General features: G+C 54.2%; 15 protein-coding genes and 1 riboswitch. All 15 genes read left to right on the plus strand.

Going from position 1 to position 19429, the window contains the following annotated elements; translation table 11 throughout:
- Positions 1-192 precede the first annotated feature (192 nt).
- The 15 genes from ACRQU7_RS03985 (at position 193) to ACRQU7_RS04055 (ending at position 19393) form a co-directional block, all read left to right on the plus strand.
- Positions 193-1167 (plus strand): sugar-binding transcriptional regulator, encoded by a 975-nt coding sequence (locus ACRQU7_RS03985; RefSeq protein ID WP_141827228.1) that lies wholly within the window; start codon positions 193-195, stop codon positions 1165-1167.
- Positions 1168-1229: 62 nt separating this feature from the next.
- The gene (locus ACRQU7_RS03990; RefSeq protein ID WP_141827229.1) at positions 1230-1895 is read left to right on the plus strand and encodes an L-fuculose-phosphate aldolase; all 666 of its coding nucleotides are present in this window, start codon (positions 1230-1232) and stop codon (positions 1893-1895) included.
- A gap of 44 nt (positions 1896-1939) precedes the next feature.
- Positions 1940-2971: a 2-hydroxyacid dehydrogenase gene (locus tag ACRQU7_RS03995; RefSeq protein WP_038322654.1), complete on the plus strand. Its 1032-nt coding sequence runs from the start codon at positions 1940-1942 to the stop codon at positions 2969-2971.
- 97 nt (positions 2972-3068) lie between these two features.
- The gene (locus tag ACRQU7_RS04000) at positions 3069-4298 is read left to right on the plus strand and encodes an ABC transporter substrate-binding protein (RefSeq protein WP_444643898.1); all 1230 of its coding nucleotides are present in this window, start codon (positions 3069-3071) and stop codon (positions 4296-4298) included.
- A gap of 92 nt (positions 4299-4390) precedes the next feature.
- On the plus strand, positions 4391-5263 hold the full coding sequence (locus tag ACRQU7_RS04005) for a branched-chain amino acid ABC transporter permease (protein ID WP_038322658.1): 873 nt from the start codon (positions 4391-4393) through the stop codon (positions 5261-5263).
- Positions 5264-5277: 14 nt separating this feature from the next.
- A complete protein-coding gene (locus tag ACRQU7_RS04010) occupies positions 5278-6174 on the plus strand; it encodes a branched-chain amino acid ABC transporter permease (protein ID WP_444643901.1) in 897 nt (298 codons plus the stop codon).
- Positions 6171-6938 (plus strand): ABC transporter ATP-binding protein, encoded by a 768-nt coding sequence (locus tag ACRQU7_RS04015; RefSeq protein ID WP_141827231.1) that lies wholly within the window; start codon positions 6171-6173, stop codon positions 6936-6938. The genes ACRQU7_RS04010 and ACRQU7_RS04015 overlap by 4 nt, the downstream gene beginning before the upstream one ends.
- Positions 6939-6951: 13 nt before the next feature.
- Positions 6952-7650: an ABC transporter ATP-binding protein gene (locus ACRQU7_RS04020; RefSeq protein WP_444645498.1), complete on the plus strand. Its 699-nt coding sequence runs from the start codon at positions 6952-6954 to the stop codon at positions 7648-7650.
- 18 nt (positions 7651-7668) lie between these two features.
- Entirely contained in the window at positions 7669-8655 is a 987-nt protein-coding gene (locus ACRQU7_RS04025; RefSeq protein ID WP_444643903.1) for a sugar phosphate isomerase/epimerase family protein, read from the plus strand.
- A complete protein-coding gene (locus ACRQU7_RS04030; protein ID WP_444643905.1) occupies positions 8652-9701 on the plus strand; it encodes an alcohol dehydrogenase catalytic domain-containing protein in 1050 nt (349 codons plus the stop codon). The genes ACRQU7_RS04025 and ACRQU7_RS04030 overlap by 4 nt, the downstream gene beginning before the upstream one ends.
- Positions 9702-9727: 26 nt before the next feature.
- Positions 9728-10915, plus strand: a complete 1188-nt coding sequence (locus ACRQU7_RS04035) for a trans-sulfuration enzyme family protein (protein WP_038322665.1) — start codon at positions 9728-9730, stop codon at positions 10913-10915.
- Positions 10908-12377 (plus strand): FGGY-family carbohydrate kinase, encoded by a 1470-nt coding sequence (locus tag ACRQU7_RS04040; RefSeq protein ID WP_444643908.1) that lies wholly within the window; start codon positions 10908-10910, stop codon positions 12375-12377. Before ACRQU7_RS04035 ends, ACRQU7_RS04040 begins: the two co-directional genes overlap by 8 nt.
- Positions 12378-12514: 137 nt before the next feature.
- On the plus strand, positions 12515-16081 hold the full coding sequence (gene nifJ / locus ACRQU7_RS04045) for a pyruvate:ferredoxin (flavodoxin) oxidoreductase (protein ID WP_444643910.1): 3567 nt from the start codon (positions 12515-12517) through the stop codon (positions 16079-16081).
- Between the two features lie 76 nt (positions 16082-16157).
- Complete coding sequence (locus ACRQU7_RS04050) at positions 16158-17339, plus strand: MalY/PatB family protein (protein WP_444643912.1); 1182 nt, start codon at positions 16158-16160, stop codon at positions 17337-17339.
- A gap of 21 nt (positions 17340-17360) precedes the next feature.
- Positions 17361-17441: riboswitch (cyclic di-GMP riboswitch) on the plus strand.
- Positions 17442-17596: 155 nt separating this feature from the next.
- Positions 17597-19393: a methyl-accepting chemotaxis protein gene (locus tag ACRQU7_RS04055; protein ID WP_444643914.1), complete on the plus strand. Its 1797-nt coding sequence runs from the start codon at positions 17597-17599 to the stop codon at positions 19391-19393.
- Positions 19394-19429 lie beyond the last annotated feature (36 nt).

The following is a 19429-nucleotide window of genomic DNA, read 5'->3' on the forward strand; positions in this document are numbered from 1 at the left end:
TAGCCGCCGGGAGTGGAAAAGAGAATCAATTTAGACACGGATAAGGTGATTAGTGCCAGAAATGTGTCCAAGTATCACAAATTTTGTTATAAATTGTCTTGACTTATCGAATAGGGCACGCTATAATAGGGACAAATCTTACATTTGTAATTTTACTTTACAAATGTCATATAGAAAGGGGCACAAATTGAAATGAGGGGATCACAGCCTGAAGAGAGCAACTATATTTTAAAAATCGCTTATTGGTATTACAAACTGAACATGACACAGGCTGAAATCGCCCAGCGGCTGAATTTGACCAGACAGCGGGTAAATCAGATTATTGGCAAATTAGTGGAAGATGGCATTGTGGAAATCAAAATCAACGGTCTTCACGAAGATAATGTAAGACTCGAGAGCGTATTTGAACAGTATTTTTCATTAAACCGGGTATTCATTTTTAATGTCAACGAAAGCGATGATCCGTTGGATTTGTTTGGGCAGGAAGCTGCTGAGGCGTTGGGGTATTTAATCCGTGACGGACAGATCATAGGGGTTTCCTGGGGCGTTACCCTGGGGGCCGCGGTCATGAAAATGCAGCAGAAAAGCCTGAGCAGATGCACGGTGGTGCAGATGGTCGGCGGGCTGAATTCAAACAGTGAAATGGCGAAACCCGACGAAATAGCCCGGACGCTGGCAAAAAAGCTTTCCTGTGACTATCATCTTTTATACGCGCCGGCCATGGTGGACAACGCACAGGCCAGAGAGGTGATTTTGCAGGACAATGCTTTTGAAGAAACGTTTGACCTTATCCACAGATGCAATATCGCGGTACTGGGCGTCGGCGAGCTGAGCCAGTCCTCCACCATCTACCAGCAGGGCTTCCTGACACAGGAAAGGATGGAACGTCTGGTGGACGGGGGATATGTGGGCGATCTGGTCATGCAGCCGTTCAAAATGGACGGTACGTGGGAACAGGAAAATAATGTCATCGGCGTGTCGCCGGAAACGCTTGCCCAGATTCCCTGCGTGGCGGTGATGGCCTGCGGCGACAACAAGACAGACGCCGTTCTGGGGGCGATCAACACCGGGTGTGTCGATGTGCTGATTATCGACCAGTCGATCGCGGCTTCCATCGCAAAAAAATTATCGTTGGATGTTGGGGACATGCTTGAGGAAACTACCTGAACCGATCAGCCTTGGCCAGCCCCAGTCAAATTAAATTTATGAAATGAAAGGTGATTAAGGGGATGCTTCTACAGGAAATCAGAAACGAAATTATCTGTTACGGAAAAAAAGCGGTTGAATCCAGATTGACAAAGGGAACGGGAGGAAACCTCAGCGTTTGCGACCGCGAGTCAGGCCTTATGGCGATTACACCGAGCGGGATCGATTATTTTGAGATCAAGCCGGAGCAAATCGTCCTGATCGATGTGCAGACCGGAAAAATAGTCGACGGCGATGCCGTTCCTTCCAGCGAATGCGACATGCACCGCATTTTTTACAAGTACCGCACCGATATTCAGGCGATGATACATACCCATACCACTTTTGCCGCCACTCTCTCCTGCCTTCGCCAACCGCTTCCGGCGGTACATTATCTGGTCGCATATGCCGGTACCGACGTCAGATGCGCGGAATACGCGACTTACGGTACTGTCCGTCTGGCAAAAAATGCTTTTGAGGCAATGAAGGACAGAAAAGCAGTTCTGCTGGCCAATCACGGGCTGCTGGCGGGAGGCGCGAATCTGGCGGAGGCGTTTGCCGTCACAGAGGAAATTGAATTTTGCTGCGAACTGATGTACAGAACCAAGAGTATCGGCGAACCGGTCATTCTTCCGGAAGACGAAATGAAGCGAATGATCGTGCGCTTTCAAAATTACGGAAAACGGATTGAGGAGCATGAAGAAATATAGGTTTCTGAGATTGTGAAATGCGTTGAGAGGAAGACATGTAGAGAATGAAAACATTATTAACAGCAGAAATCAGCAGACCGCATATTGAAGAACTCGAGCAGCTCTTGGAGCTGCAGTATGCGGGCTGGGTCGAAACAAAAAAGATTCTCAGTGAAGATCAGATGGTCGAACTGGTGAAAGATAAAGAGATTCTGATTACCAGCTATGATCCGATTACGAAGAGAGTGATCGATGCGGCGCCCGATTTGAAATTGATCGTATGCACGCGCGCGAACCCGGTGAATGTGGATACCGGCTATGCACGGCAAAAGGGGATCAAAGTAAGCTATTCCCCCGGAAGAAACACCACCTGTACCGCTGAATTTACGGTTGCTCTTATGCTTTCCATCATGCGTAAAATCCCGATCGCGTATTCCGCCCTTCACAGCGGACAGCATGTGTCCGAGAAAAAGCGGAGCAATACGGTAAGGGACGGGCTCCGCGCCGATGTGACCTGGGCGCTGGACTCCAATTCCCCGTATGTGCTGTATAAAGGCCGTCAGCTTTCCGGGCGCAACCTCGGCATCATCGGCTACGGCAGCATCGGGCGCGCGGTCGCTAAGCTCTGCCGGGGATTTGGAATGCATATTCTCATCTATGATCCCTTTGTCGACCCGGACACTCTGGAAGAGGATACGCGTTCTGTCAGCCTAGACGAATTGCTGGCCCAGTCCGATGTTGTAACGGTGCATTGCAAGGATACGCCGGAAACGCGAGGAATCGTCAACGCGGAAGCGTTCGGCAAAATGAAGAAAACGGCCTATTTTATCAACACGTCCAGGGGAGCACTTGTCGAGGAGCAGGCGCTGATCTCGGCTCTGCTTAACCATGAAATCGCCGGAGCGGCGGTAGATGTATTTGAAAGTGAACCGATTGCAAAAGACCATCCTTTTCTTACCCAGTGCGACAATATCGTTGTCACACCGCATCTGGCGGGTGCCACTTACGATGCCATAATCAATCATACCATTGCGCTGGTAAAGGATGTAAAGCATTTTATCGATGGGGAGCCGCTCGAATTCGAGTACACGCACTAACGGGAGCCGTTTTTCACAAGGGAAAGCGGCTGTCTTTAGAAAATAATCGAAACAGTATGCTGTTCGGTTAAAATTTATCAAGCAGGAGGAAAGTTGTATGTTAAAGAAAGTCTTAAGCGCATTGCTGGCATTGTCCCTGGTGGCAAGTCTGGCAGGATGTTCCGGTGGGGAAACCGGCAGTGCCGCAGGCGCTGCGGCAAGCACCGCCGCGTCTGACGCAGGGTCGGCAGCCGGCGGCGCGTCCGGTCCCAGCGGAGAACCGATCCGCATCGGCTATGTCAGCGCACTTTCCGGCGATTCCGCCCTTTGGGGACAGGCGGGACTCAACGGGATGAAGCTCGCCGTAGAGGATGTCAACGCGGCGGGGGGAGTTTTGGGCAGACCGATTGAAGTGGTCGGCTATGACGGACAGGGGCAGCCTCTGGATTCCGTAAACGCATTGAACAAGCTGATCGATGAAAGTAAAGTGGTTGCCGTTGTGGGGACGAATTTCTCCAGCTGCAATATCGCGATGGCGCCGGTGGCCGATTCCAAGAAGATTCCTCTGGTCGCGACCGCGGCATCCAGCCCGTCGGTTACAGTGGACGAGCAGGGCAAGCTTCATCCCTACTCTTTCCGTATCGGCTTTACCGATCCGTTCCAGGGCCGTGTGCTGGGTTCCTATGTTTATGAAAAGCTCGGCTTCAAAAAGGCCGCGATCATCACCGACATCGGCGACAACTACTCCACCGGCATCACCCAGTATCTGACGAAGGAATTCACCGCAAAGGGCGGCACCATTGTCGCAAAGGAAGAGGCCAGATCGGGCGACAACGATTTCCGCGCTCAGCTTTCCAAAATCAAGAGCGCAAACCCGGATGTCCTGTTTATTCCCTGGATTTACAAGGACGTCGCGCTGATTACCAAACAGGCGAGAGAGCTTGGCATCACCTGTCAGTTTGTCGGCGCGGACGGCTGGGATTCCCAGGACCTTCCGAAGCTGGCGGGCACTGCGATCGACAACAGCTACTACTGCTCACGTCCTGGCTTTAACACCAGGGAAGCAATTGAATACGGTGAACGCTACAAAAAAGTCTATAATATCGTTCCCGAGGCGGAGTGCCTGTTCGGGTACGACGGCGTCATGTGGCTGGTACAGGTTATGAAAGAAAAAAATTCAGCCGACCCTGAAGCAATCCGGGACGGACTTGAAAATACGAAGGACTTTAAGGGGTATTTGGGGACAATGTCGGTCGATCCGGCAACACACGATCCTACCCGCGACGCAGCTATTTTCCAGATCAAAGACGGCGCAATCAAGTATATTGAAAACTATTCCGTTAATTAAAGAATGATCTGACTGCAGGGAATCCATGTTAACGGCGGAAACGACACATCCGGATATCATGGGTTCCCTGCATTTTTAGGAGGTGGATACAGGTGTTTCTACAGCAATTGGTCAACGGAATATCCGTAGGCGGAATCTATGCCCTGATTGCAACAGGCTATGCTTTGATTTACAGTCTGCTGGGATTTTCCAACTGGGCTCACGGCGAAGTGGCGATGTTCGGGGCCTATATGGCGCTGACACTGGTCACAAGAACGAATTCCCCTTTTCTGGGCGCGCTGGTATTCGGTATTTTGGGCGCGGGGCTGCTGAGTATTTTTAATGAAAAGGTCGCCTATAAGCGTATACGCGATCACGGCTCGCCGACCATGTTCCTGATGATCGCGGCCATGGGAATTTCAACTACCTATCAGAACGGGGCCATGCTTGCCTTCGGGCCTAAATTCCAGATGTTCCCGTCTATGTTTGAAACGTCCACGATTCAGCTCGGGAGCATTTCCATCGGAATACTGGACGTAATCTCTTTACTTACCACCATTGTCGCGCTGGTGGTCCTGGACTTACTCATCAACAAATCCAAGATGGGTCTTGGAATCCGGACCGTTGCTTCCAATTCCTACACAGCCAGTCTGATGGGAATCAATATCGACCGTTATTTTGCCCTTGTGTTTCTGCTGGCGGGCATGCTGGCCGGCAGCGCCGGTGTGCTGCTCGGCCTGAAATACAGCGTTTATCCGACCATGGGCAACGTTTCTCTGAAGGCGTTTATCGCCTCCGTGCTCGGCGGTCTGGGCAGCGTGCGCGGCGCGATTGTCGGAGCTTTGATCATCGGGATTCTGGAAACGATGGTTTCCGGATATTTAAGCTCCGGACTGCGCGATCTGGTTACTTTCGGCCTTCTGATCGTAATTCTGCTTGTCAAACCCTCCGGGCTGATGGGTGTGACGATTGAAGACAAAGCATAGGGAGGGGAAAGCGGATGTCTGGTTATTTACAGGGAATCATTATTCTGGTCGGAATTAATCTTATCGCCGTTTTGGGCGTTTCCATTTTAACTGGCTTTACAAAGCTTTTTTCCTTTGGCAACGCGGGGTTTATGTCGATCGGCGCGTATACCTGTGCGATTCTGACAACCAGGTACAACGTGCCGTTTATCGTGGCGATTATTGCCGGGGCCGCGTTTGCCGGTCTGGTGGGCTATGGGCTGGGGTCGCTGACGCTGGGGCTTCAGGGCGACTATTTCCTGATTACCACGCTGGGCTTCGGCGAATGCGTGAGAGTTCTGTTTGAGTATATTACACCGGTTACGGGCGGTGCGAAGGGCTTCAGCGGAATCCCTCACTATACCAATATCTGGATCGTCCTGATCAGCGTTATTCTCGCGTTTATTTTTGCGTGGACCCTGACGCACTCCAAATACGGCCGCAACCTGACCGCTATCCGCGAGCAGGAAGTCGCCGCGCAGGCGGTGGGCGTGGATACCGCGAAAAACAAGCTGATGGCTTTTGTCGTCAGCGCGGTGTACGCCGGATGGGCGGGCGCTCTGTATGCGAACAGCCTGACCTTTCTGGAGCCGAAAATCTTCAATCTGGCAAAATCCTCCGAGCTGACCATTACGACGGTCATCGGCGGATTGGGCAGCCTGACGGGCTCGTTCCTGGGAACCTGTGTGGTTACGCTGCTTCCCGAGATTTTCCGCAGCCTTTCCTCTTACCGGATGCTGCTGTACGGCATCGCGGTGGTCGTTATCATTATTGTCAGGCCCAGCGGCCTTTACGGCTATAAGGAGTTTTCCATTACCCGGATTGGGAAGTGGTTCAAAAGACTGGGCAAAAAAGCCGGAGACGCAAAGCGGAGAGGGGATGTCGCGGAATGAGTGAAATTCTGAAGATCTGCGGATTGAATAAAAACTTCGGCGGCGTCAGGGCGATCGACTCGTTCCATCTTCAGCTGGAGGAGGGAAAGATTCATGGCCTGATCGGTCCGAACGGCGCCGGAAAAACCACGATTTTCAATACCGTCACCGGCATCTATCAGCCGGACTCCGGAGATATCCTGTTCAGGGATAAAAAGATTACAAACAGCAAACCGTTTCAGATCGCGCAGATGGGAATCGGGAGAACTTTCCAGAATATCCGCCTGTTTTCCAACCTGAGCGTGCTGCAGAATGTTCTGATCGCCAGCAACATGGATATCACCTACAATATGATGCAGTCGTTCCTGCGCCTTCCCAAATATAAGCGCGAGGAAAAGCAGCTCTGCGAAAAGGCAATGAACCTGCTCGAAATCGTGGGGCTGCAGGATTTGGCGGACGCTAGGGCGAACTCGCTCCCCTACGGGCATCAGCGTAAGCTGGAAATCGCCAGGGCCGTGGCCCTTAACCCGGCTCTGCTTCTGCTGGACGAGCCCGCGGCGGGCATGAACGGAGAAGAGTCGGTTGAGCTGGTCGGATTCATCAAGGAGATCAAGACCCGTTTCCATCTAACGGTGCTGATGATCGAACACCATATGGATGTCGTCGCCGGATTGTGCGACCATGTTACCGTGCTCAATTTCGGCAAGACCATCGCGGAAGGCACGCTCGACGATGTAAAATGCAACAAGCTGGTTGTGGAAGCGTACCTGGGAGAGGAGAAATAGTATGGAGCAGAGTTTGTTGAAGGTGGAAAATATATCCGCGGCTTACGGCGGGATTAAGGCACTGAACAATGTATCCATTGAAATCAGCAGGGGAAGGATCGTTTCCGTGCTTGGTTCCAACGGAGCAGGGAAAACAACGCTTCTGAAATGTATCTGTGCGGCAATGAAACCGACGTGCGGCTGTATTACCTTTCAGGGGAAGCCGATGCCGTCCAAGCCTCACGAAGTGGTCAAGGCCGGGCTGAGCCACGCGCCGGAAGGACGGCAGATCCTTGCAAACCTGACCGTGCTGGAAAATCTGATGGCCGGGGCCTATCTGCGCAAGGATTCCGCCGGTGTCAAACAGGATCTGGAGTACGTATATACGCTGTTTCCCCGTCTGAAGGACCGTCAAAAGCAGTTCGGCGGCCACCTGAGCGGCGGCGAACAGCAGATGCTGGCAATCAGCCGGGCACTGATGGCAAAACCGAGCCTGATTATGCTCGACGAGCCCTCTCTGGGGCTGGCTCCTATCATTGTAACGCAGATTTTTGATATTATCAAGGAACTTCGCAACAACGGCACCTCCATTTTACTGGTGGAACAGAACGCTTTCAAAGCGCTGTCTATCAGCGACAGCGCGTACGTAATGTCGGTGGGAAGTATCGTCAAACAGGGAAGCTCCGAGGAGTTGCTGGCGGACAAGACCCTGACCCAGGCCTACCTCGGATGATCAAGAAGGAGAATGACTATGAATAATATCAGCGTGGGCGTTTGGGCTTACGGAGCCTGCAGCGACCGTTACGTGGGTGACGGCTACAAATCCAGGCTTCCTCTGGCTCAAAGGATCGAACATATTGGAAAACTCGGCGGAGTCGACGGAATTGAAATTACTTATCCCGTGGATATCAACGAGGAAAACTATCCGGAATATGCGCCTTTGCTTCAAAAATATGGTCTGCGGATTTCTTCCATGGGTGTTGAGATCGTTTGTGACAAAGAGTGGAAAACGGGTTCCTTTACCTCTCCGCACAGGGAAGTCCGTGAAAAAACCGTTGCGCTTGTAAAAAAGGCCATGGACTTCGCCGCACAAATCGGCGTGGAGGTGGTCAGCCTTTGGATGGGACAGGACGGCTTTGATTATCTGATGCAGTCGGATTACCGGCAGCAGTGGGAGTTCCTGATTCAGGGCCTCCGCGAATGCGCCGCGCATAATCCCGCGATTAAACTTGGGATGGAATACAAGGTCTCCGAGCCGCGCCTGAAATGCATGGTGAATTCGGGCGGAATGGCGCTGGCGGTTGCCCAGTGTACCGGCATGGACAACGTGGGCGTGACGATGGATATCGGCCACGCGATCAACGCGGGGGAAAACCCGGCGGAAATCGCAGCGATTCTGTTTTCGCAGAACCGCCTGTTCCATCTGCATCTGAACGACAACTACCGCATTGCGGACGACGACATGCCGATCGGCAGCGTCCATTTCCTGCATTTTGTGGAACTGTTTTACTGGTTGAAAAAGATGGGATATCAGGGCTGGTACTCTCTGGATATGTACCCGTACCGCGATGACGCCGACGAGGCGACCAGAGCTTCCGTAACCTTTATCCGGGGAGTGGAAAGCCTGATCGACCGCAAGCTCGGCGATTATTCGTTTGAGACGGCGCAGTCCGATGCGCCGTCCAAAATACTGGAAGGCTTATTTGAAAAGATTTTCGAACAGGAGGGGATTTCATGAAAGCTGCCGTGTGGCATGGTTACAAGGATGTTCGGATCGAAGAAGTCAAACAGCCCGAAACTCCCCCCGGTTCCGTGAAAATCAGGGTGGACTATGCGGGCATCTGCGGCACCGACAGGCACGAATATGTGGGACCGAATTTCATCCCCATCAAAAAGCCGCACCGCCTGACGGGACGGATGGCCCCCCTGATTATCGGGCATGAATTTTCCGGCGTGATTACGGAGGTTGGGGAAGGAGTCACCGGTTATCAGGCGGGCGACCGGGTCACGGCAAACGGGACTCTCTGCTGCAAAGAGTGCGCGGCCTGTAAATCGGGGCGCTACAATGTCTGTGAGAAGCTTGGCTTCAAGGGCGTGGGCGACGACGGCACCTTTGCCGAATACGTCACGTTTGAAGCGGAGCGCCTGTTCAAAATTCCGGGTAATGTTACCCAGAGACAGGCGCTTCTGGCGGAACCGCTTGCGTGCGGCATTCACGCCACTCGGCTGGTCGGGGACGTTGCGGGAAAGTCGGTTGTGGTCATCGGTCCCGGCATCATCGGCCTGGCCTGTTTTCTCGCGGCTAAGCTCGCGGGCGCCGGCAGAGTGCTGGTCGCGGGGCTCGGTACCGAGCGGAAGAAACTGGTCGAAAGCTACGGCGGGGAGTATCTGGACACCGGCAGCAAGCCCATCGACGAATATGTGAAGGAACTGCTGGACGGACAGCTGGCCGACGTGGTGTATGAATGCGTCGGCATTCAGCCTACGCTGGACAACGCGCTTCATATTGTCCGCCCCGGCGGCAAAATTATGGTGATGGGCGTTTATGAAAAGCAGCCGGTGATAGATATGAACCTGCTGCAGGAAGGGGAGCGCATGCTCCTGACCTCCCAGGCGCATCTGGACGAAATCGGTGTGGCTCTCGAATATATGTCCAACGGCAGAATCAACGCCGACGAGCTCATTACCCGGGAGGTCACGCTGGACACCCTGGTAGAGGACGGATTTGAGGAATTGCTGAGGAATCCATCCAAACATATTAAAATTGCAATCAAAATCGGTTGAATGAAATAGAGATGGAGGATATGAAAATGGATCACAAGAATGCACAGTTCGCAACCAAGGCCGTTCACGCCGGACAGCACGGAGACCCCGTTACCGGGGCGCTGCTTTCCCCGATGTTTATGACCAGCACGTACGTATGGACACCGGAGAAAATGGAGCGCTATCAGAACGGGGACAAAGAGGGGATCTTCACCTACGGCCGTTCCCGCAATCCAACCCAGAATGAGCTGCAGGATAAGATCGCCGCGCTGTACGATGCGCCCGCCTGCCTGGTTACCGCCTCCGGTATGGCCGCTATTTCCCTTGCCATTTTAAGCTTTGTCCATCCCGGCGACCACATCATCAGCTGTAAAACCATTTACGGCGGCACCTTCGGGTTGTTTTCCAAAATCTTTAAAGAAATGAAAATCGAGGTGACGTTCCTTCAGAATCTGTCGGAGGAAAGCCTTAACAAGGCACTGCGTCCCAACACGAAGCTGATTTACGGGGAAAGCATGTACAACCCTACGCTGGAAATCGCCGACCTCAGGCTGATTGCGGGCTGGGCGAAAGCCAAGGGCATCAAATCCATGATTGACAATACCTTCTGCAGCCCCTACCTGCTCAATCCGTTTGATTTCGGCATTGACGTCGTAGTGGAAAGCGATACGAAATATATCAACGGACACGGCGACCTGATCGCCGGTTCCATCTGCGGACCCTTTGCGTTTGTGGACAATGTCCGCGGCTCCATTTATCAGGAGCTCGGACCGGTTCCCAGTCCTTTCAGCTGCTGGCTGATCCTGCGCGGCCTGAAAACACTCCATCTGCGCATGAAGGCCCAGTGTGAGAACGCGATGGCGGTCGCGCAATGGCTGGAGGGCCATTCCAAAATAGAAAAAGTGATTTATCCGGGCCTGGAGTCGCATCCTCAGCACGAGCTGGCAACCGGGATTTTCGGCGGAAGAGGCTACGGGGCCATGGTTTCCTTTGTGGTAGAGGGCGGACTGGAGGGCGCCCAGAATCTTATCAATCATTTAAAGCTTGCAAAATATGCGGTCAGCCTGGGCGATCTGGATACGATGGTGCAGCAGCCCGCCACCCAGACCCACGGCAAGATGTCCCGGGAGGAAAGGATGTCCATGGGTATTGACGACGGCATGGTCCGGCTGTCAATCGGCGCCGAGGACGCAAGGGACATTATCGCGGACCTTGAACAGGGCCTCAATGCCTGACGAAAGGTTCTTTCTTGCCATCGACGCGGGTACGACCATGATAAAGGCTGTGCTTACCCGCGCCGACGGCGGATTTGTCGATACCGCCGCTGCGAAGCTTCAGATCCTGATGCCCCGGCAGGGCTGGTGCGAGATGGATATGGAGACCGTCTGGCAGGCGGTATGCGGAGCGGTGGGTACGCTTCGGGAGAAGAACGGCACGGTATGGGGAAATATCTGTGCGGTCGGCATCTGCGCGCAGGGTGACGGCATGTGGCCGGTGGACGCCGGCGGGAAACCGGTGCGCAACGCCGTTCTGTGGAACGATACCCGCGCGGAGGGTCTGATCGATTACGACGCGATCAATAAGACCTGTGTCGCGCTGGAAGCTTCCCCGCTCTTTCCGGGCGCATGCCCCGTGATTCTGCGCTGGCTGAAGGAGTACGAGCCTGAAAATTACCGGCGCATTGCCGCGGTGCTTCACTGCAAGGACTGGCTGAATTACCGTCTGACCGGGCAGTTGGCTACCGACCAGTCGGACGCTTCCACCTCTCTAATGAATATCTATACAAAAAAATATAAATTTTCCCTGCTGGAAATGCTGGGAATCGGCTCCTGCCAGGAGTGTTTCCCGCGCGTTGCGGCTTCCGACGAGGTGGTCGGCACCGTGACGGGGCAGGTGACGGAACTGCTCGGAATCCCAACCGGTACGCCGGTGATCGCGGGGGCCATCGATGTTCTGGCCGCGGCGACCGGTTGCGGTGTGACCGCACCCGCGCAGAAGGGAACCGTTATCGGCACCACGCTCTGCAACTATGTGGTTCTGGATGAGGACGGGGCGCGCGTGAACGCGGGGGAAATCGGCAGCGTTCTCTGCCACACACAGCCGGGGACTTATATCCGGCTGATGGCGGCGCTGTCGGGCGCTTCCGCCCTGGATTGGGTACGGCGTGAAATTCTTGCCGACGAACCCTATCCTCAGCTGGAGCAGGAAATTGACAAGCTGCCGGTCGGCAGCGAGGGGGTTTTCTTCCATCCGTATCTGTACGGGGAGCGGGCCCCCTTCCGGCTGGGAACCGCCAGCAGCGGATTTTTCGGCCTGCAGGCCTGCCATACCAGATATCACATGGCCAGGGCCGCCTTTGAAGGGGTCGCCCTGTCCCTTTACGATTGTTACCGGAGCCTGCCGTCCGGGGAAGATGTCTTTGCCGTAGCAGGCGGAGCGGCGAAAAGCGATCTGGTCTGTCAGATGGTGTGTGATTGTATGGGAGAAAAAACCGTACGCTGTCGGGAAAAAGAGCTGGGAATTCTCGGCGTGGTCCGCCTGCTGCAGAAAGCGTGCGGTTTCCCTGTCCTGTCCGGTGCGGCGGAGCGGGACTCTTTTTTTCCGGATATGGAAAAGCATGAACAGTATAAAAAGCTCTATATGGAATTCTGTTTTCTGAAAGACGCCATGCTGCCTTTTTGGAAACGGAGGCAATAAGCCGGTCCTATTTCCGCTGCTTTACCGGAAGGAGTGGCACGGCGGCGTATCGGGCGCAGAAGCCGCGGGCCCGCCCGCGGCGGTACGGCTTCGGGCGGCCCTTTTGATTAACCTACCCAGAGAAGGAGAATAAAAGTATGGATTCCAGAAGAATGAAAACAATGGATGGCAACGCGGCGGCCGCGTATGTCTCTTATGCGTTCACCGATGTCGCCGCCATTTATCCCATCACTCCGTCGTCCAATATGGCGGACGAAACGGATAAATACGCCGCGGCTAATCGCAAAAATCTGTTTGGCCAGGAGGTCAGGATCACCGAGATGCAGTCCGAAGCCGGAGCAGCGGGCGCCGTACACGGGGCGCTCACCGCGGGTGCCCTCACCACGACCTACACCGCTTCTCAGGGCCTTTTGCTTATGATCCCGAACATGTACAAAATTGCGGGGGAATTTCTGCCCGGCGTCATACACTGCGCCGCCCGGACCCTCGGCAAAAGCACGCTCTGTATTTTCGGCGATCATTCCGACGTTTACGCGTGCCGCCAGACCGGATTTGGAATGCTCTGCTCCAACAGCCCGCAGGAGGTCATGGACCTGGGCGCCGTGGCGCATCTTTCCGCAATCAGGGGCCGTGTTCCCATGCTGCATTTCTTTGATGGCTTCCGTACTTCCCATGAAGTACAGAAAATCCATATATGGGACGATCAGGCTTTGGGGGACATGCTGGACTGGGACGCGGTGAGCGCTTACCGCCGCCGCAGCCTCAATCCGGAACATCCCGTCACGCGCGGTACCTGCTCAAACGACGATACCTATTTTCAGGAGATTGAGGCGGGTAACCATTATTATGAGGCCTATCCGGATATTGTGAACAGCTACATGGAAAAGGTCAACGCGAAAATCGGCACCGATTACAGGCCGTTCAATTACTACGGTGCAGCCGACGCCGAGGAGATCATTGTGGCCATGGGCTCTTCCTGCGAGACCATCGAAGAGGTCGTCGATTACCTGAACGCGGCCGGTGAAAAGGTCGGCCTGATCAAATGCCACCTGTACCGTCCGTTTTCCGCAAAGTACCTGTTCCGGGTACTGCCGAAGACGGTCCGGAAAATTACCGTGCTGGACCGCACCAGCGAAGCCGGCTCTATCGGAGAGCCGCTGTACCTGGACGTGCTGGCCGCGATCAACGGTACGGAATTCAGTTCCGTACAGGTGTTGGTGGGGCGTTACGGTCTGGGCGGCAACGACACCACTCCCGGCCAGATCATCGCGGTATTCCGCAATATGGGAAGCGATTCCCCCAAAAAGCATTTTACTGTGGGCATAGAGGACGACGTCACCCATCTGTCCCTTGAGGTGAAGGAAAATCCGGATACGACGCCGAAGGGCATTCATTCCTGCAAATTCTGGGGACTGGGTGCCGACGGCACCGTCGGCGCGAATAAGAACTCCATTAAAATCATCGGCGATCACACCGACATGTACGCGCAGGGCTACTTTGCCTATGACTCCAAAAAGTCGGGCGGGCTTACAGTGTCCCATCTGCGCTTTGGCGATCAGCCGATCAAATCTACCTATTACATTAATAAGGCCGATTTCGTCGCCTGCCACAAAGCGTCCTATGTTGAGAAATATGACATGGTACAGGATATTAAGCCCAACGGAAGCTTCCTGTTAAACTGCCAGTGGAGCGACGGGGAGCTGGGCGAAAAGCTGCCGGACAGAATGAAAAAATATATCGCGGACAATCATATCCGTTTTTATACCATCGACGGAGTAAAACTGGGGAAGGAAATCGGCCTTGGCGGCCGGATCAACACGATCCTCCAATCCGCTTTCTTTGCCATTGCGGGCGTGATCCCGAAAGAGCAGGCCATTCAGTATATGAAGGACGCCGCTTTGCACAGCTACGCGAAGAAAGGCCAGAAGGTAGTGGATATGAACTATGCGGCCATTGAGCGCGGTGCCGCGGAGTTCCACCAGGTCGAGGTTCCGGACAGCTGGAAAAATGTGCCGGATGCCGGTCCGGTGAGAAAAGTTACCGGGAAAAATCAGGCTCTTACCGATTATGTCAATGAGTTCCTGATTCCCTCCAACGAATATAAAGGAAATAAACTGCCGGTTTCCGCGTTTACAAAGCTCGGCATGGAGGACGGTACCGTCCCGAACGGCTCCTCCGCCTATGAAAAACGCGGGATCGCCATCGACGTGCCGGAATGGAATCCGGATCACTGCATCCAGTGCAATTTCTGCTCCTATGTCTGCCCGCATGCGGTGATCCGCCCGGCCGCTATGACGCCGGACGAAGCCGCCGCCGCTCCGCAAAGCCAGAAGAGCAGGGATATGACGGGAATGCCGGGAATGAAGTTTGCCATTGCCGTTTCCACCCTGGACTGCTCCGGCTGCGGTTCCTGCGCAACGGTCTGCCCCGGCCTGAAAGGGCAGAAGGCGCTGACAATGAAGCCCATAGACACACAGATGGCTTCTCAGGAAGGGTTCGACTATGCAGTCGCCCTGGGAGAAAAACCGGAAGTCATTGAGAAGTTTAAAGCGGAGACCGTGAAGGGCAGCCAGTTCAAACAGCCGCTGCTCGAATTCTCCGGTGCGTGCGCGGGCTGCGGGGAAACTCCGTATGCGAAGCTGGTCACGCAGCTTTTCGGGGATCGCATGTATATTGCCAACGCCACCGGATGCTCCTCTATTTGGGGCGCTTCCGCGCCCGCTACTCCCTACACCACCAATCAACGGGGGTTTGGACCCGCCTGGGCAAATTCCCTTTTTGAGGATAACGCCGAGTTCGGCTTGGGCATGACCCTTGCCCAGAAAGCGATCCGCAGCCGACTTGCAGGGTACATAGAAAAACTGAAAGCTTCCGATCAGACATCCGAAGAAATGAAGGCTGCCTGCAGACAGTATCTGACCACAAAAGAAGACAGCAGGGAAAACCGCGCCGCAGCCGACGCTTTGATTCCGGAACTGAAGAAGGCCGCCGCGCAGGGCTGCGAGCTGTCCGGAAAGACGCTGGAGGACAGGGATTATCTGGCCAAAAAATCCATGTGGATTTTCGGCGGGGACGGCTGGGCCTACGATATCGGCTTCGGCGGCCTGGATCATGTCCTCGCCTCCGGGGAAGACGTCAATATTCTGGTGTTTGATACGGAGGTCTACTCCAATACCGGCGGTCAGGCTTCCAAAGCCACTCCGGCCGGCGCCGTTGCGCAGTTTGCGGCGACCGGGAAGAAGATGAAGAAAAAAGACCTGCCCGCAATCGCTATGAGCTACGGTTTTGTGTACGTTGCTCATGTGGCTATGGGCGCAGACAGAAATCAGTGCATTAAGGCGATCAACGAGGCCGAGTCCTACCGCGGTCCGTCCATCGTCATTGCTTACGCCCCCTGTATCAACCACGGGATCAAGGGCGGGATGAGCCTTGCCCAGACGGAGGAGAAAAGGGCGGTCGAAGCCGGCTACTGGAATCTTTTCCGCTATGACCCGCGTTTGGCGGAGGTAGGAAAAAATCCGCTGCGCCTCGACAGTAAGGCCCCCACGGCAAGCTACCGCGACTTTATTATGGGAGAGGTCCGCTACAATTCGCTGACACGTGCCTTCCCGCAGCGCGCCGAGGAGCTCTTTACAAGGGCCGAAGAATATTCCAAACAGAATTACGAGCATCTAAAGAGACTTTCTGAGCTCAATATGGATTAAACCCGCGTCCTGTGCCGCCACTTTCCGAAAAATGTGCAGGCAGAAACGGCGGCCGCTTTATAAAAGAAGGAGAAAAATGGATATTGATAGGGTTGATGCCGCAGAACGGCGGGGGACGAACAGCACTAAGTGGGACGGTGCCTCGGCCAAATTCGGTGCGGATGATTTACTGCCGATGTGGATAGCGGATATGGACTTTCCGGCGCCCGGCTGCGTCCATGAGGCGCTGAAGAAGATCATTGATTTTGGGGTTTACGGGTATTCTTTTGTGGGCGACGGATATTATCAGTCCTTTATCGATTGGGAAAAGAAGAAACACGGCTATGAGGTCAAAAAAGAGTGGCTTCGTTATACGCCCGGGGTCGTTTCCGGTCTGTACTGGTTCATCAACGCAATGACGCTGCCGGGAGAAGCCTGCATGATTCTGACTCCGTGCTATTATCCGTTTATGGACGCGGTCAGGGACACGGGACGAAAGCTCATCTGCTGCGACCTGGTGAACACCGGCGGGCATTATACCGTTGATCTGAAAAAATTTGAGGATACTATCCGGGTTAATCATGTAAAATTATTTCTTCTTTGCTCTCCCCACAACCCGGTCGGACGGGTTTGGAGCAGGACGGAGCTGAACGGGATTTTGGATATCTGCAAACACAGAGGCGTGTTCGTGGTCAGCGACGAAATCCATCAGGACATTACCTTCGGCGGCCATCGCCATATCCCCGCGGCAGCCGCCGGGGATTACGACGACATGCTGGCGACGCTGACTTCGGCCTCCAAAACCTTTAATCTCGCCGGGTGCAAAAACTCCTTCGCAGTCATTCCCGACAGGGAAATCAGGGAACGGTTTGACAGATACGCCAAGTCCATCCGCGTTACCAGAGGCTCCGTGTTCGGATATGCCGCGGTGGAGGCCGCTTACCGCAACGGGGAACCGTGGCTGGAGCGGATCCTCAATATCATCGCGGAAAACTACCGCTATCTGCGTGACACGCTGATGCGCGAGTTTCCGGAAATTACGGTCTCTCCGCTGGAAGGAACCTATCTGGTGTGGATCGATCTGGGCGCTTACGTTCCCTGTGAACAGCTGCACGATTTTATACAGAACCGTTGCGGTCTTGCCCTGGATTACGGGGAGTGGTTCTATGAAAACAGGGCGGACACCCATATGCGCATGAACCTTGCGACCTCCGCGAAAAATGTCGGCACAGCGGTAAGCAGCTTGGTCAGGGAAATCAGGAAGCTTCCGCAGAGCTGAGGAGCATACGTCTGAATAAAACGATGAAAATAGCAAACCCGTCAAAAGGCGGGGACGCAAAGCCACGGGTCTAAAGTTATCTATGACAGCCGGGTTGCCATTCCAGAAAGCCGCGGCACAAGACAGTACCGCGGCTTTGCTGTGTTTCCGGTCAAGCAGAAAGCGGCATGAATCGGCGTATCCATTGCAAGCCGCAGTTCAGTGTTCCCGGTCCGGCACCCGACGCGCCGGCCGGAATAAATTTGGGGAGGATGAAAATGTTGAAAAATAGGAAGATCGGTAAAAAGCTGATTCTGTCTTTTCTTTGCGTGGCGGTTATTTCCAGTATTGCGGGGATCGTGGGGCTCAGCGTCATGACGAATATGAACACCAATTACAAAAAAGCTTTGGTCGATTACGGCTTTTCTCAGGGAGATATCGGCCTGTTCAATTCAGAGTTTAACCACAACGGCGTGATTGTAAGGAATATTGTCATCGATCCGGATGTTCAGAAAATGATGACCGATTCCGATCTGCTCTCCCAATCCAACGAGAAGCTCAATCAATACCTTGCGACTCTCAACGGCAGAATGACCACGGAACAGGAGCTGCAGGATTTTAAGACCATTCAGGAAAACATCGATGAATATAAGACCCTGGCCGATCAGGTGGTCACCCTGGCCATAGAAAATAAGGACGCACAGGCAAGAACGATGCTGTCGGATCAGGTCGAGCCCATTGCGGATAAAATAGAAGCTTCAGCCAATGCATTGATCAGCGGGAAAATCAAAACCGGGAACCAGGTGTCGTCAAGCCTGTCCGCTCAGGGAACAGGGGCCACGGTGTTTATTTTCTCGGTGATCCTTCTTACGATGGTTGTCTCGTGCATCGTTGCGCTGCGGATTTCCCGCGGAATCAGCAGACCGGTAACGGAAATGGCGGCGGCGGCCCGGAGAATGGCGGAGGGCGATCTCAATGTGCAGATTCAGGTCGATTCCCATGATGAAATCGGGCAGCTGGGCGCCGCATTTTCGGAAACCGTCGAATATATCAAGCAATGCATTGCGGACATATCGGTCAAGCTTGCGCAAATGGCAAAAGGAGATTTGTGTATTGTAAATGAAATGGAGTATAAGGGGGATTTTGTGGAGCTGCAGGAATCCATCGGCGGCATTGCTGCTTCACTCAATGACGTCCTGCTTCAGATCAGTCGGGCTTCCGAACAGGTTACGGGCGGCGCGGAGCAGATATCCAACGGGGCCCAGGCGCTGGCGCAGGGCGCAACGGAGCAGGCAAGCTCCGTCGAGGAGCTCTCCGCTTCCATTATGGAGGTATCCGCGCATATCCGGGACAACGCGGAGCACGCGGCCAACGCCATTTTGACGGTCAGGGATGTCAGCAGGGAAATCGAGATCAGCAACGGACATATGCAGGAGATGATGAATGCCATGGCAAGGATCGACGATTCGTCGGGCCGGATCGGGAAAATCATCAAGACGATCGAGGACATCGCCTTCCAGACCAATATTCTTGCACTGAACGCCGCAGTGGAGGCAGCCAGAGCGGGAGCCGCGGGGAAGGGCTTTGCCGTTGTGGCCGGTGAGGTGCGAAGTCTGGCCAGCAAAAGCGCACAGGCAGCCCAGAATACCACTTCCCTGATCGAAGAGTCTATAAAGCAGGTCAAAAACGGCAGCAAAATTGCGGATGAAACTGCAAAATCTCTGCAAAGGGTTGTGGAAGGAGCGGAAACGGTTTCAAGCGCGGTGGAAAAGATATCACAGGCATCCCGACGCCAATCCGACGCGATCGCTCAGATCACCACGGGAGTCGACCAGATTTCCAATGTGGTGCAGACCAATTCCGCAACGGCGGAGGAAAGCGCCGCGTCGAACGAAGAGCTTTCCGGTCAGGCTCAGACGCTCAATGCGCTTGTAAAAAGGTTCCGGTTAAGAGAGGAAAACGAAGCGGAACGGACAGCCGGATTTGCCGATGAGAGGCTGCTGTGGCAGGAACCGGGACCTAAAGAGGGGCTCAGTGAGGACGGGTGCTCCGAACCGGAAGAGCTGCAGGCATAAAGGGTTTTGTGTGGATGCCAAACGTCTGTTTTCGGT

This window comes from Caproiciproducens puteiluti, from assembly GCF_052442865.1.
In the GTDB taxonomy this organism is placed as follows: Bacteria; Bacillota; Clostridia; order Oscillospirales; family Acutalibacteraceae; genus Caproiciproducens.